The sequence below is a fragment of the Roseicyclus persicicus genome (assembly GCF_012395815.1).
Lineage (GTDB): Bacteria > Pseudomonadota > Alphaproteobacteria > Rhodobacterales > Rhodobacteraceae > Roseicyclus > Roseicyclus persicicus.
The window spans coordinates 90,394-102,742 of the sequence record NZ_JAAZQQ010000006.1; the positions used below are offsets into that span (position 1 = coordinate 90,394).

Below are 12,349 nucleotides of genomic sequence, written 5' to 3' on the forward strand. Positions count from 1 at the left end.
TTCCCCCTGCCCCGCACCTGCCGTAAAGACCGGGCAACACGGGGGACCCTGCCATGACCGAGCCTGCCATCACGCCCGACCTCATCGCGGCCCACGGGCTGAAGCCCGACGAGTACGACCGCATCCTCGAGATCATCGGCCGCGAGCCGACCTTCACCGAGCTCGGCATCTTCTCGGCGATGTGGAACGAGCACTGCTCCTACAAGTCGTCGAAGAAATGGCTGCGCACCCTGCCCACCAAGGGCCCGCAGGTGATCTGCGGCCCGGGCGAGAACGCGGGCGTGGTCGACATCGGCGACGGGCAGGCCGTGGTCTTCAAGATGGAGAGCCACAACCACCCCTCCTACATCGAACCCTACCAGGGTGCCGCCACCGGCGTCGGCGGCATCCTGCGGGACGTCTTCACCATGGGCGCGCGCCCCATCGCGGCGATGAACGCGTTGTCCTTCGGTGAAAAGGACCACCCCAAGACCCGCCGGCTGGTGCATGGCGTGGTCGAGGGCATCGGAGGCTACGGCAATGCCTTCGGCGTGCCGACCATCGGCGGTGAGGTGCGGTTTCACCGCGCCTACAACGGCAACTGCCTGGTGAACGCCTTCGCCGCGGGCCTCGCCGACGCCGACAAGATCTTCTACTCGGCCGCCTCGGGCGTGGGGATGCCGGTGGTCTACCTCGGCGCCAAGACGGGCCGCGACGGGGTCGGCGGGGCGACCATGGCCTCGGCCGAGTTCGACGACACCATCGAGGAAAAGCGCCCGACCGTGCAGGTCGGCGACCCCTTCACCGAAAAGCGGCTGCTGGAGGCCTGCCTGGAGCTGATGGCGTCGGGCGCCGTGATTTCCATTCAGGACATGGGCGCCGCGGGCCTGACCTGTTCGGCGGTCGAGATGGGCGACAAGGGCGGGCTCGGCATCAAGCTGACGCTCGACCAGGTGCCGCAGCGCGAGCAGGCGATGACGGCCTACGAGATGATGCTGTCGGAAAGCCAGGAGCGGATGCTCATGGTGCTGAAGCCCGAGAAGGAGGCCGAGGCCCGCGCGATCTTCGAGAAATGGGACCTCGACTTCGCCATCGTGGGCGAGACCATCCCCGAGGACCGGTTCCTCATCATCCACGGCAACGAGACCAAGGCCGACCTGCCGCTGTCCAAGCTGTCGTCCGAGGCGCCGGAATACGACCGCCCCTGGGTCGAAAGCCCGCCCGCCCCGGCGCTGGAGCCGGTGCCCGAGGTCGACCCGATCGACGCGCTGCGCATCCTGGTCGGCGCGCCCAACTACTGCAGCCGGGCGTGGATCTACCAACAGTACGACCACATGGTCATGGCCGACACGGTGGTGGCGCCGGGCCTCGGCGCTGGCGTGGTGCGGGTGCACGGCACCGACAAGGCGCTGGCCTTCACCTCGGACGTGACGCCGCGCTACGTCAAGGCGAACCCGGTCGAGGGCGGCAAGCAGGCGGTGGCCGAGGCGTACCGCAACCTCGTGGCGGTGGGCGCGCGGCCGCTGGCCACCACCGACAACCTGAACTTCGGCAACCCCGAGAAGCCCGAGATCATGGGCCAGTTCGTCGGCGCGATCAAAGGCATCGGCATGGCCTGCGCCGCGCTCGACATGCCGATCGTGTCGGGCAACGTGAGCCTCTACAACGAGACCGACGGCCAGGCGATCCTGCCCACGCCGACCATCGGGGCGGTGGGGCTCCTCGATCATCTGGATGATCTCGTCGCGGGCACCGCGCGGGAGGGCCACGTGCTCCTGGTGCTGGGCGAGACGCGCGGGCACCTGGGGCAGTCGGCGCTGCTGGCCGAGGTGTTCAACCGCGAGGACGGCGACGCCCCGCCGGTGGATCTGGCCGCCGAGCGCGCGGCGGGCGAGTTCGTGCTGGCGAACCGCCAGTGGATCACCGCCTGCACCGACCTGTCCGACGGCGGCCTTGCGCTGGCCGCCTTCGAGATGGCGGTCGCGGCGGGCGTGGGCGTGACGCTCGACGCCGCGGACACCGCGACGCTCTTCGGCGAGGACCAGGGCCGCTACCTGATCGCCACCAGCTTCGACAAGGCCGAGGCGCTGATGGTGGCCGCCGGGGCCGCGGGCGTGGCGCTGCAGGCCGTCGGCAAGGTCGGCGGCGACGCGGTGCGGATGGGGCGGTCGGAGGCGCCGCTGGCTGAGCTGGCGGAAGCCTGGCGCGGCGCCTTTGCCGCGCAGTTCGGCTGAGCCGGCGCTTGCGGCGCGCCGCGCCGCGGCCTAGATTTCCGACAAGAACAGTCGAGGACACCCATGCCCATCACCGCCCGCGAGATCGAGGAGATGCTGCGCGAGGCCTTCCCCAAGGCCCGCATCACCGTGGAGGGCGACGACGGCGCGCATTTCGCGGCGCAAGTCATCGACGAAAGCTTTCGCGGCCAGAACCGCGTGCAGCAGCAGCGCGCGGTCTATGCCGCGCTGAAGGGCAAGATGGACGGCAGCCATGGCGAGCTGCATGCCCTGGCCCTGACCACCAAAGCCCCGGATTGAAAGGGAAATCCCCGAATGACCGCCGAAGACACCATCCGCAAGACCGTGACCGAGAACGACGTCGTGCTGTTCATGAAGGGCACCAAGATGATGCCCCAGTGCGGCTTTTCGAGCCGCGTCGCGGGCGTTCTGAACTACATGGGCGTGGCGTTCGCCGACGTGAACGTGCTGGCCGACGAGGGCATCCGGCAGGGGATCAAGGAGTATTCCGACTGGCCGACCATCCCGCAGCTCTACGTCAAGGGCGAGTTCGTGGGCGGCTGCGACATCGTCACCGAGATGACGCTGTCGGGGGAGCTGGACCAGCTGTTCGAGGCCAAGGGCATCGCCTTCGACAAGGCGGCCGCGGACAAGATCCGGGAAGCCAACGCGTGATGTGACGCGGTTTCGCCGCCTGTGGCGGCGACCCGTGCGAGGGGGCTGTCTGCCCCCTCGCGCTCCCCCGAGAGTACTTGGAAAGCAAAGATGGGCTGGGGGGTTCCTCAGCCCTTTTTCGTGGCGCCCGCGCGCACGTGCTTGGTCAGCCGCGAGGGGATCGACTTCTTGCGGTCCTTGTAGGGGTTCTGGTCGGCCTGGCTGCGCAGGTAGAGGCGGATCGGCGTGCCCGGCATGTCGAAATCCTGCCTCAGCCCGTTGACGAGGTAGCGGCTGTAGCTGTCGGGCAGCTTGTCGGGGTGCGAGCACATCACCACGAAGCCCGGCGGGCGCGTCTTGGCCTGGGTCATGTAGCGCAGGCGGATGCGGCGGCCGCCGGGGGCCGGGGGCGGATGCGCCTCGGTCATGGCGGCGAGCCAGCGGTTGAGCCGCGCGGTCGAGACGCGGCGGTTCCAGACCTCGTGCGCCTTGAGGATCGCGGCGTGGAGGCGGTCGAGGCCGCGACCGGTCATCGCCGACACCGTGACGAGGGGGGCGCCCTTGAGCTGGGGCAGGTGCAGGTCGAACATCTCCTTGAGCGCCTTGAGCTTGTCCTGCTTGTCGTCCTCGAGATCCCACTTGTTGACCGCGATGACCACGGCGCGGCCCTCGCGCTCGGCCAGGTCGGCGATGCGCAGGTCCTGCGCCTCGAACGGGATCGCGGCGTCTAGGAGCACGACCACCACCTCGGCGAACTTGACCGCGCGCAGGCCGTCGGCGACGGAGAGTTTCTCCAGTTTTTCCTGCACCTTGGCCTTCTTGCGCATCCCCGCGGTGTCGAAGATGCGCATCGGCGTGCCGTCCCAGGTGACGGGCACCGCGATGGCGTCGCGGGTGATGCCAGCCTCGGGGCCGGTCAGGAGGCGGTCCTCGCCGAGGATGCGGTTGATCAGCGTCGACTTGCCGGCGTTGGGCCGGCCGACCACGGCGATCTGCAAGGGACGCGAAGGGGTTATGCGGCGAACTTCATCTTCGCCGTCAAGATCGGCGTCGATGTCGACGTCGGTCTCCGCTTCCTCGACCGCCGCAAGCTTGTCCTCGGCGGCCTCGATCAGCGGGGCGAGCGCCATGGCAAGCTCGCCCAGGCCCTCGCCATGTTCGGCCGACAGCGCGATGGGCTCGCCCAGGCCGAGCGCGTAGGCCTCGAGCACGCCGGCCTCGCCCTGCCGCCCCTCGGCCTTGTTCACTCCGAGGATCACCGGGCGGCCCGAGCGGCGCAGGATCTCGGCGAACAGCGTGTCGTTGGGCGTGATGCCCGCGCGGCCGTCGATCAGGAACAGGCTTGCGTCGGCCATCGCCACCGCGCGTTCCGTGAGGCGGCGCATCCGGCCCTGCAGGCTGTCGTCGGTGGCGTCTTCCAGCCCCGCGGTGTCGAGCACTGTGAAGCGCAGCGCGCCGAGCCGCGCCGCGCCCTCGCGGAGGTCGCGGGTGACGCCGGGCTGGTCGTCGACCAGCGCCAGCTTCTTGCCCACCAGCCGGTTGAACAGGGTGGACTTGCCGACATTGGGGCGGCCGACGATGGCGAGGGTGAAGCTCATGGGGTCAATTCCGGGATGCCAAGGGCGGGCAGATACAGGAGAGGCCGCGCGCCATCAAGCCTTGATCCCGCGCACCGCCCGTTCCAGCGCCTGGGCAAAGGTGCTGCGGTCGGATTTCGTGAAGGGGCGCGGGCCGCCGAGGGTCTGCCCCTCGAGCCCGCCGCGCAGGTCGGCCAGCAGGTCGCGGGTGGCGAGCTTGCCGCCGATGTTCTGCGGGGTCAGCGCCTCGCCCCGCGGGGTCAGCACCTGCGCGCCGGCCTTGAGCGCGCGGTCGGCCAGCGGCACGTCGGCGGTGATGACGAGGGACCCGGGCGCGGCGGCCTCCGCGATCACGTCGTCGGCGGCGTCGAAGGCGTCGCCCGCCACGGTCATCGAGATCAGCGGGTGGTCGGGGTGGCGCAGGTAGCTGCCCGCGACGAGGCGGACGGGCAGCCCGTGGCGGAAGGCGACGGTATAGATCTCCTCCTTCACCGGGCAGGCGTCGGCATCGACGAGAATCATGCGCGCCCCTCCGGCTCGACACTCATGGGAAGAACCCGCTGTCGAAGGGCACCGCGACCTGCGCGCCACCGGCCTCGGTCAGGGTCAGGGTGCCCTTGCCTATCGTCACCCCGCGCACCTCGGCCCAGCCGGGCGGGCGCGGCAGCGAGACCATGGCGTGGCGCAGCACATGCTCGCCGCCCAGCGGCAGCACCGTGGGCACGCCCATGGCGGTCAGGCGGTTGTCGGCCAGCGACGCGGCAAGACCCGTGGCGCCCGCGGCGCAGCCGTCCTCGATGCCGATCACGCCGGTGTGGCGGCCGTTCCACGGCGAGAAATCGCGCCCGCCGTTGGAGATCCAGAGCATCGTGACGGGCATGACCCGCGCATCCTTGAGCACGACCAGCATGTCGTCCTCGGCGTTGCGCATCAGCACGGTCCAGCCGATCCGGGCGCCGCGCGCCTCGACGAGCGTGCAGAAATCCTCGACCGCGTGGCCGGCGGGATAGGTGCGGATGTCCCAGTCCGTGCCGTTCTGGCAGGGCAGCACAAGGTCGGGCTGGATCTGGTTCAGCGCCCAGAGACCATGCCCCGCGTATTGCGGCTCGGGGTCGGTCAGGACCGCGCGCTTGGGCGAAAAGGACAGCCGCCCGCCCTCGGCCATGCGCGCCATGGGGTGGTGGGCAAAGCTGACCGCGCCCTGCCCGCCCGCGATGCGGTGGGTCTGGTAGAGAACGGGGCCGGTGATGCGGACGTGCTTGTCCACCGTCGCGCCGCGCACGGGAACGGTCAGGCGCAGCTGCGCCTCGGCCACCTCGGCGTGGGTCACCTCCCACGGGCTGTTCGCCGGGTGGCCGTGGGGCGGGTCGCCGCCCACGTCGTCGCGGCCGAAGGGCATGCACAGGAAATCCCCGGCCAGCCGCCTGTTGACCGCGGGGATCGACGGGTCGCCCTGCACCGCCGCCTCGTCCCGCCAGGGCGCGGCGTGGAGCGGCACCCGCCCGCCGACGCGCCAGAGGGGGATGTTGCCGACGCTCTCGTCGAGCGTGAGCCACGTGTCGCCGTGGCGGAGCTGGATCACGTCTCGCTCCGCGCCAGCGCCTGCAGCGTCGCGGTCGCCAGCGCCGCGTCCGAGCCGAGGCTCAGCACGGTCACGCCCGCCGCCACCATCTCGGCATTGCGCTGGGGCGGGGCGAAGATGCCCGCCGCCTTGCCCGCCGCGCGGATCACGCCGATGCCGCGGCGGATCTCCTGCCAGAACTCGGGCGCGGTCGGGTTGTCGCGATAGCCGAGGTCGGCGGCCAGGTCGGCCGGCCCGAACAGCACGCAATCGACCCCGTCCACGGCCGCGATCTCGGCCAGGTTGTCCAGCGCGGCGCGGGTTTCGGCCTGCACGATCACGCAGACCTCGGCATTGGCGGTCGAGGCGTAATCCGGCACCGCCCCGTAGCCGCTGGCGCGCATGGTGTAGCCGCCATCGCCGCGGATGCCTTGCGGCGGATAACGGCAGGCCCGCACGGCGGCCCGCGCCTCCTCGGCGGAATTGACCATCGGCACCATCACCGTCTGCGCGCCCACGTCGAGCACCTGCTTCAGGATCCAGTCCGCGTTGCCGGGCACCCGCACGATGGCCGGCGTCCCGGTGTTTTCCAGCGCGATGATCTGGCGGCGGATCATGGCGGGGTCGAAGGGCGCGTGTTCCCCGTCGACCAGGCACCAGTCGAAGCCCGCGCGCCCCGCGATCTCGGTCAAGGGCTCGGACCCGAGCGCAAGCCACAGCCCGCGCAGCAGTTTGCCCTCGGCCATCGCCTGTTTCAGCCTGTTCTTCGGTGCCGGCATGTCTGTCCCTCCCCTGCCCCCGTTTGTCTCAAAGCGCCCCGCCCGTGACCTCGCGGTACCAGCGCCGGATCAGCGCCCGGTCCTCCTCGGTCAGGAAGGCGAAATTGCCGGGCGGCATCGCGTGGCTGACGCCGGCCTGCAGGTAGATCTCGGGCGCGTGGATGGCGACGCGCGCGGGGGTGTCGAGCATGACGCCCCCCGGCGCCCCCGCGAGGCCCGGCATGAACACCTCGGCCGCGTGGCACATGGCGCAGTTGGCGGCCACCAGATCCTGCACCGCCGTGAACTCGGCGTGGGCGGCAAAGCGGTGCTGCGCGGGGCTCAGCGCCGCCTCATCCGCCGGGTCGGGGCGCATCAGCGGCAGGACCGACAGCCAGACGATCACGGCAAAGATCGCCGCCGTCGCGCCCCAGGTCCACCAGGGCATCCCCTTGCGGGCGTGCATCGTGTTGAAGAAGTGCCGGATGGTGACGCCCATCAGGAACACCAGCGCGGCGATCAGCCAGTTCCACTCCGACGCGAAGGCGAGCGGGTAGTGGTTCGACAGCATCAGGAAGATCACCGGAAGCGTCAGGTAGTTGTTGTGGGTCGAGCGCAGCTTGGCGATCTTGCCGTATTTCGGGTCGGGGGTGCGGCCCGCCTTGAGGTCGGCCACCACGATCTTCTGGTTCGGGATGATGATCATGGCGACGTTGGCCGTCATGATCGTCGCCGTCAGCGCGCCGAGATGCAGCAGCGCCGCGCGCCCCGAGAACACCTGCGTGTAGCCCCAGGCCAGCACCACGATGATGCCGAACAGCAGCAGCATCAGGAGCGTGGGGTTTTCCCCCAGCCGCGACTTGCACAGCAGGTCATAGGCCACCCAGCCCAGCGTCAGCGACAGGGCCGAGATCGCGATCGCCTGCCACGGCTGCAGCTCCATCACCGTCCAGTCGATGAGATACAGCTCCGCCCCCACCCAGTAGAGCAGCACCAGCAGCGCCGCGCCGCTGAGCCAGGTCGCGTAGCTTTCCCATTTGAACCAGGTCAGGTGCTCGGGCATCGCGGCCGGCGCCACCATGTATTTCTGGATGTGGTAGAACCCGCCGCCATGCACCTGCCATTCCTCGCCGTCCGCCGGGCCGGGGATGTCGCGGTTCAGCCCGAGGTCGAGCGCGATGAAGTAGAAGCTCGACCCGATCCAGGCGATCGCGGTGATGACGTGCAGCCAGCGCACGGCGAACTCCGCCCAGTGCAGGAGGATGGTCATGTCCATAGGCGTGCCCTCGTCCGGTCGGCCGGTGTCTTGGCGCGACCATCGGACGAAACCGCCACCCTGCGCAAGACGCAGCCACGGCGTCCCGGTGCGGATCGGGCCCCGAAACAGGCCCCGGCGGCCCGCGGCGGCCGCGGGACGGCACCGATCCCCCTTTTCTTCGCGCGGGCGGGGCGATACGGTCCCTCCCCACAAGATATAACTGTCCAACTAGGGAGACAGACAGATGAAGAAGATCCTGATGGCCTCTGCGGCCACCCTGGCGCTTGCCGGTGCGGCCCATGCCGACGCCCATGGCGGTGTTACGCTGGGCGTGCTCCTCGGCTTTACCGGCCCTGCGGAATCCTTGGCCCCCGGCATGGCATCGGGCGCGGAACTCGCCATGTCCGAAGTGACGGAAAGCGGCCAGCTGCTGGGCGGCATGGCCGTCACCTCGGCCCGTGGCGACTCGGCCTGCGACGCAACCCTGTCCGTCGCGGCCGCCGAGCGGCTGATCACCGCGGAAGGCGTGGACGGTATCGTCGGCGCGCTGTGCTCGGGCGCCACGATCCCCGCGCTCACCAACGTCGCCGTCCCGAACGGCATGGTCATGATCTCGCCCTCCGCGACCTCGCCGGCGCTCTCGACCATCGAGGACAACGGTCTGTTCTTCCGGACCGCCCCCTCCGACGCACGCCAGGGCGTCGTGATGGCCGAAAACATCATGGACCGCGGCTTCACCTCGGTGGCCGTCACCTACACCAACAACGACTACGGTCAGGGCCTCGCTGACAGCTTTGCTGCCGCGTTCCAGGAAATGGGCGGCACGGTCACGCTCGTCGCGTCCCACGAAGAAAACCGCGCCGACTACTCGGCCGAAGTGGGTGCCCTGGCGGCGGCGGGCGGCGAAGTGCTCGTGGTCGCGGGCTACGTCGACGGCGGCGGCTCGGGCATCATCCAGGCCGCGCTCGATTCGGGCGCCTTCGACACCTTCGTCCTGCCGGACGGCATGGTCGGCGCACAGCTGGTGGCGAACTTCGGCACCCAGATCGATGGCTCGTTCGGCCAGTTCCCGGGCACCGATAGCGAGGGCTCGAACATCTACTTCGGCCTCGCGGAAGCCGCTGGCTTCGACGGGACCTCGGCGTTCTCGGCCGAAGGCTACGACGCGGCGGCGCTGATCCTGCTGGCGATGCAGGCGGCGGGCTCCACCACCCCGACCGACTACGCTGCCCACATCATGGACGTGGCCAACGCTCCCGGCGAGCCGATCCTGCCGGGCGAACTGGGCCGCGCGCTGGAGCTGATCGCGGCTGGCACCGACATCGACTATGTCGGCGCGACCGCCGTGGAACTGATCGGTGGCGGCGAGTCGGCTGGCAACTACCGCGAGATCGAGATCCAGAACGGCGAAATCGCCACGGTCAACTTCCGCTGATCCACATCTAACCGAAAAACAGGGGCAGCCCGGCGCAAACCGGGCTGCTTCCACTTAGGGGGAGACCGCGCAGATGATCGAGGTCCGGGACCTGCACAAGCATTTCGGCGGCTTCCACGCCGTCGACGGGGCGTCGCTCCGCATCGAGACCGGCTCGATCACCGCGCTGATCGGCCCGAACGGCGCCGGCAAGACGACGCTGTTCAACGTGATCGCGGGCGTCCACGCGCCCACCTCCGGCACCGTCATCATGGACGGCGAGGACATCACCGGCCTGCCGCCGCACGTGCTGTTCTCCAAGGGCCTCCTGCGCACCTTCCAGATCGCGCACGAGTTCCATTCCATGACCTGCCGCGAGAACCTGATGATGGTGCCGCCGGGCCAGTCGGGCGAAAGCCTGTGGAACACCTGGTTCGGCCGCAAGCGCATCGCCGACGAGGAGCGCGCGCTCAGGGCCAAGGCCGACGAGGTGCTGGAGTTCCTGACCATCGAACATCTCGCCGACCACCCGGCCGGCAAGGTCTCGGGCGGGCAGAAGAAGCTGCTGGAGCTTGGCCGCACCATGATGGTGGACGCCAAGATCGTGTTCCTCGACGAGGTCGGCGCCGGCGTGAACCGGACGCTGCTGAACACCATCGGCGACGCGATCATCCGCCTGAACAAGGAACGCGGCTACACCTTCTGCGTGATCGAGCACGACATGGATTTCATCGCGCGGCTCTGCGACCCGGTCATCGTGATGGCCGAGGGCCGCGTGCTGGCCGAGGGCACGATCGACCAGATCAAGGCCAACGAGCAAGTGATCGAGGCCTATCTCGGCACCGGCCTGAAGAACAAGGACAAGCTGGCCGAAGGGGCCCCGGCATGAGCGACAACCCCTACCAGAACGACCGCGGCAACAAGGACTGGTCCATCGCCAAGCCCGGCGGCACCGGCGAGATGACCGCCGCGCCCGGCACCGGCCACGCGATGAACACCTCCGAGGCCTTCCTGATCGGCGACACGATGACCGGCGGCTACGGCAGCGGGCCGGACATCCTGCACGACTGCACCATCGCCGTGAACCCCGGCGAGATCGCGGTGATCGTGGGCCCGAACGGCGCCGGCAAATCCACCGCGATGAAGGCGGTGTTCGGCATGCTGAACGTGCGGCAGGGCTCGGTGCGGCTGGATGGCGAGGACATCACCGACCTCAGCCCGCAGGCGCGGGTGGCCAAGGGCATGGGCTTCGTGCCGCAGACCAACAACATCTTTGCCTCGCTGACCGTCGAGGAAAACCTCGAGATGGGCGCCTTCATCCGCCGCGACGACATCCGCGGCACGATGGAGCAGGTCTACGAGCTGTTCCCGATCCTCAAGGACAAGCGCCGCCAGCCGGCGGGCGAGCTGTCGGGCGGCCAGCGCCAGCAGGTCGCCGTGGGCCGCGCGCTGATGACCCAGCCCAAGGTGCTGATGCTGGACGAGCCCACCGCGGGCGTCTCGCCCATCGTGATGGACGAGCTGTTCGACCGGATCATCGAGGTCAGCCGCACCGGCATCCCGATCCTGATGGTGGAACAGAACGCCCGCCAGGCGCTGGAGATCGCCGACAAGGGCTACGTGCTGGTGCAGGGCCGCAACGCCCACACCGGCACCGGCAAGGAGCTGCTGGCCGACCCCGAGGTCCGCCGCAGCTTCCTCGGGGGCTGAGGCCGATGCGCCGCGCCCTGCCCGCCCTCATCGCGCTGGCCGCCCTGCCCGCCCAGGCGCAGGACGGCGCGCCCGTCGCGCTGGATTGCACGCTCACCACGCTCTGCCTCGACGCCGGCACCTGCCGCGACTGGGACCAGCCGCTGGAGATCCGCGGCGCGAACGGCGTCTGGCAGGTGACCTGGAGCGACACCGGCCTGCCGTCGGACTACGAGCTGATCGCCGACATCCCCGCCCCCGAGGGCAGCCTTGCGGACACGCGACTCATCAGCCTGCTCTACCGCAACCCCGAAACCCAGTCGGTGCAGGTCGTCACGGTGGAAACCGGCGGCGGCGGTCTGGCCGTCTCGGGCCACCAGCCGCAGGCGAACCCGCGCGGCGTCACCGGCTACGGCACCTGCGAGGGGGCGGGATGATCCGGCCGCTCGCCCTTGCCCTGCTGTGCGCGGCCCCCGCCGTGGCCGAACCCTGGGACTGCGCCTTCACCGTGGAATGCGAGGCCGGCGCGGGCTGCGAGCCGATCGCCGTGTCGCTGCGGGTGATCGCCGCCGACCACGCGGGCGACCTGTTCCTGTCCTCCAGCATCGGCGACAGCCCGGTCCTGCGCCTGACGCCGCCGGGCACCCTGCCCGCGACCTATGCCGGCTCGGGCCGCGACGGCATCGCCGAGCTGCTGACCATCGAGGCCGACCGGACCGCGCTGCTGACGCTGCACATCTTCGACGGCGCGGCGGCGGCGGCCACCCATTTCGGCACCTGCGAGGGGCTACAATGACCCGCGCCGCCCTGCCCCTCCCCCTCCTGCTGGCGCTGGCGGCCCCGGCCGCGGCCCAGACCGCCGTCGAGCCCGTGCTGGCCGAGACCTGCCGCGCCACCGCCGTCTGCACCGCCGCGGGCGACTGCGGCCCCTCGGACCTTGCCTTTGCCCTGACGGTCACCGAGCCCGAGCCCCACCGGCCCGTGACCACCGTCACCCTGCCGGGCAGCCCCCCGGCCGAAGCGCTCCGCGACGCGACCTCGGGCACCGCCCATGCCTGGGCCGCCGACGGCATCGCCTACACGCTGCTCTACATCTTCAACTCGGGCTTCTACGACCGCGCGGACGCCCCCGAGGACCCGCCCGAGTTTCTGCTGACCATGGCCCCGATCCAGGGCCGGATCGGCGACGCACGCATCTACACCGGCACCTGCGAGGCGCTCTGAC

14 protein-coding genes are annotated in these 12,349 nt (G+C 70.1%); 9 read left to right on the forward strand and 5 right to left on the reverse strand.

From position 1 onward, the window contains the following. Positions 1–53: 53 nt before the first annotated feature. From purL to grxD, 3 genes are all read left to right on the forward strand, one after another. The gene (gene purL / locus HCU73_RS15785) at positions 54–2,213 is read left to right on the forward strand and encodes a phosphoribosylformylglycinamidine synthase subunit PurL (protein WP_168624445.1); all 2,160 of its coding nucleotides are present in this window, start codon (positions 54–56) and stop codon (positions 2,211–2,213) included. A 63-nt stretch (positions 2,214–2,276) separates the two neighbouring features. Continuing rightward, complete coding sequence (locus tag HCU73_RS15790; protein ID WP_168624446.1) at positions 2,277–2,513, forward strand: BolA/IbaG family iron-sulfur metabolism protein; 237 nt, start codon at positions 2,277–2,279, stop codon at positions 2,511–2,513. 15 nt (positions 2,514–2,528) lie between these two features. Beyond that, positions 2,529–2,888, forward strand: coding sequence for a Grx4 family monothiol glutaredoxin (grxD, locus tag HCU73_RS15795; RefSeq protein WP_168624447.1), 360 nt, complete (start codon positions 2,529–2,531; stop codon positions 2,886–2,888). A gap of 107 nt (positions 2,889–2,995) precedes the next feature. Here grxD and der read toward each other — a convergent pair whose 3' ends face one another. The 5 genes from der to HCU73_RS15820 are packed head-to-tail and all read right to left on the reverse strand — an operon-like array spanning position 2,996 to position 8,039. Further along, complete coding sequence (der, locus tag HCU73_RS15800; RefSeq protein ID WP_168624448.1) at positions 2,996–4,465, reverse strand: ribosome biogenesis GTPase Der; 1,470 nt, start codon at positions 4,463–4,465, stop codon at positions 2,996–2,998. A gap of 54 nt (positions 4,466–4,519) precedes the next feature. Continuing rightward, a complete protein-coding gene (locus tag HCU73_RS15805; RefSeq protein ID WP_168624449.1) occupies positions 4,520–4,966 on the reverse strand; it encodes a YaiI/YqxD family protein in 447 nt (148 codons plus the stop codon). A 22-nt stretch (positions 4,967–4,988) separates the two neighbouring features. Next, the gene (locus HCU73_RS15810; protein ID WP_168624450.1) at positions 4,989–6,026 is read right to left on the reverse strand and encodes a hypothetical protein; all 1,038 of its coding nucleotides are present in this window, start codon (positions 6,024–6,026) and stop codon (positions 4,989–4,991) included. Continuing rightward, a complete protein-coding gene (locus HCU73_RS15815) occupies positions 6,023–6,784 on the reverse strand; it encodes an HpcH/HpaI aldolase family protein (RefSeq protein ID WP_168624451.1) in 762 nt (253 codons plus the stop codon). The genes HCU73_RS15810 and HCU73_RS15815 overlap by 4 nt, the downstream gene beginning before the upstream one ends. A 28-nt stretch (positions 6,785–6,812) precedes the next feature. Continuing rightward, a complete protein-coding gene (locus HCU73_RS15820) occupies positions 6,813–8,039 on the reverse strand; it encodes a urate hydroxylase PuuD (protein ID WP_168624452.1) in 1,227 nt (408 codons plus the stop codon). A 226-nt stretch (positions 8,040–8,265) separates the two neighbouring features. On the opposite strand from HCU73_RS15820, the gene HCU73_RS15825 reads away from it, so the two are divergent. From HCU73_RS15825 to HCU73_RS15850, 6 genes are all read left to right on the forward strand, one after another. Next, complete coding sequence (locus HCU73_RS15825; protein WP_168624453.1) at positions 8,266–9,456, forward strand: ABC transporter substrate-binding protein; 1,191 nt, start codon at positions 8,266–8,268, stop codon at positions 9,454–9,456. 73 nt (positions 9,457–9,529) lie between these two features. Continuing rightward, the gene (locus HCU73_RS15830; protein WP_168624454.1) at positions 9,530–10,324 is read left to right on the forward strand and encodes an ABC transporter ATP-binding protein; all 795 of its coding nucleotides are present in this window, start codon (positions 9,530–9,532) and stop codon (positions 10,322–10,324) included. Continuing rightward, entirely contained in the window at positions 10,321–11,145 is an 825-nt protein-coding gene (locus tag HCU73_RS15835) for an ABC transporter ATP-binding protein (protein ID WP_168624455.1), read from the forward strand. Before HCU73_RS15830 ends, HCU73_RS15835 begins: the two co-directional genes overlap by 4 nt. Before the next feature lie 5 nt (positions 11,146–11,150). Further along, the gene (locus HCU73_RS15840; protein WP_168624456.1) at positions 11,151–11,561 is read left to right on the forward strand and encodes a hypothetical protein; all 411 of its coding nucleotides are present in this window, start codon (positions 11,151–11,153) and stop codon (positions 11,559–11,561) included. Continuing rightward, entirely contained in the window at positions 11,558–11,920 is a 363-nt protein-coding gene (locus HCU73_RS15845) for a hypothetical protein (RefSeq protein ID WP_168624457.1), read from the forward strand. The genes HCU73_RS15840 and HCU73_RS15845 overlap by 4 nt, the downstream gene beginning before the upstream one ends. Next, the gene (locus HCU73_RS15850) at positions 11,917–12,348 is read left to right on the forward strand and encodes a hypothetical protein (RefSeq protein ID WP_168624458.1); all 432 of its coding nucleotides are present in this window, start codon (positions 11,917–11,919) and stop codon (positions 12,346–12,348) included. Before HCU73_RS15845 ends, HCU73_RS15850 begins: the two co-directional genes overlap by 4 nt. Position 12,349 lies beyond the last annotated feature (1 nt).

What these genes read in the sequence shown, in the direction of transcription:
- der (WP_168624448.1), bottom strand. Translation starts at nt 4,465, where the DNA reads ATGAGCTTCACCCTCGCCATCGTCGGCCGCCCCAATGTCGGCAAGTCC.
- HCU73_RS15830 (WP_168624454.1), top strand. Translation starts at nt 9,530, where the DNA reads ATGATCGAGGTCCGGGACCTGCACAAGCATTTCGGCGGCTTCCACGCC.
- HCU73_RS15790 (WP_168624446.1), top strand. Translation starts at nt 2,277, where the DNA reads ATGCCCATCACCGCCCGCGAGATCGAGGAGATGCTGCGCGAGGCCTTC.
- grxD (WP_168624447.1), top strand. Translation starts at nt 2,529, where the DNA reads ATGACCGCCGAAGACACCATCCGCAAGACCGTGACCGAGAACGACGTC.
- HCU73_RS15825 (WP_168624453.1), top strand. Translation starts at nt 8,266, where the DNA reads ATGAAGAAGATCCTGATGGCCTCTGCGGCCACCCTGGCGCTTGCCGGT.
- purL (WP_168624445.1), top strand. Translation starts at nt 54, where the DNA reads ATGACCGAGCCTGCCATCACGCCCGACCTCATCGCGGCCCACGGGCTG.
- HCU73_RS15840 (WP_168624456.1), top strand. Translation starts at nt 11,151, where the DNA reads ATGCGCCGCGCCCTGCCCGCCCTCATCGCGCTGGCCGCCCTGCCCGCC.
- HCU73_RS15845 (WP_168624457.1), top strand. Translation starts at nt 11,558, where the DNA reads ATGATCCGGCCGCTCGCCCTTGCCCTGCTGTGCGCGGCCCCCGCCGTG.
- HCU73_RS15820 (WP_168624452.1), bottom strand. Translation starts at nt 8,039, where the DNA reads ATGGACATGACCATCCTCCTGCACTGGGCGGAGTTCGCCGTGCGCTGG.
- HCU73_RS15835 (WP_168624455.1), top strand. Translation starts at nt 10,321, where the DNA reads ATGAGCGACAACCCCTACCAGAACGACCGCGGCAACAAGGACTGGTCC.
- HCU73_RS15850 (WP_168624458.1), top strand. Translation starts at nt 11,917, where the DNA reads ATGACCCGCGCCGCCCTGCCCCTCCCCCTCCTGCTGGCGCTGGCGGCC.
- HCU73_RS15815 (WP_168624451.1), bottom strand. Translation starts at nt 6,784, where the DNA reads ATGCCGGCACCGAAGAACAGGCTGAAACAGGCGATGGCCGAGGGCAAA.
- HCU73_RS15805 (WP_168624449.1), bottom strand. Translation starts at nt 4,966, where the DNA reads ATGATTCTCGTCGATGCCGACGCCTGCCCGGTGAAGGAGGAGATCTAT.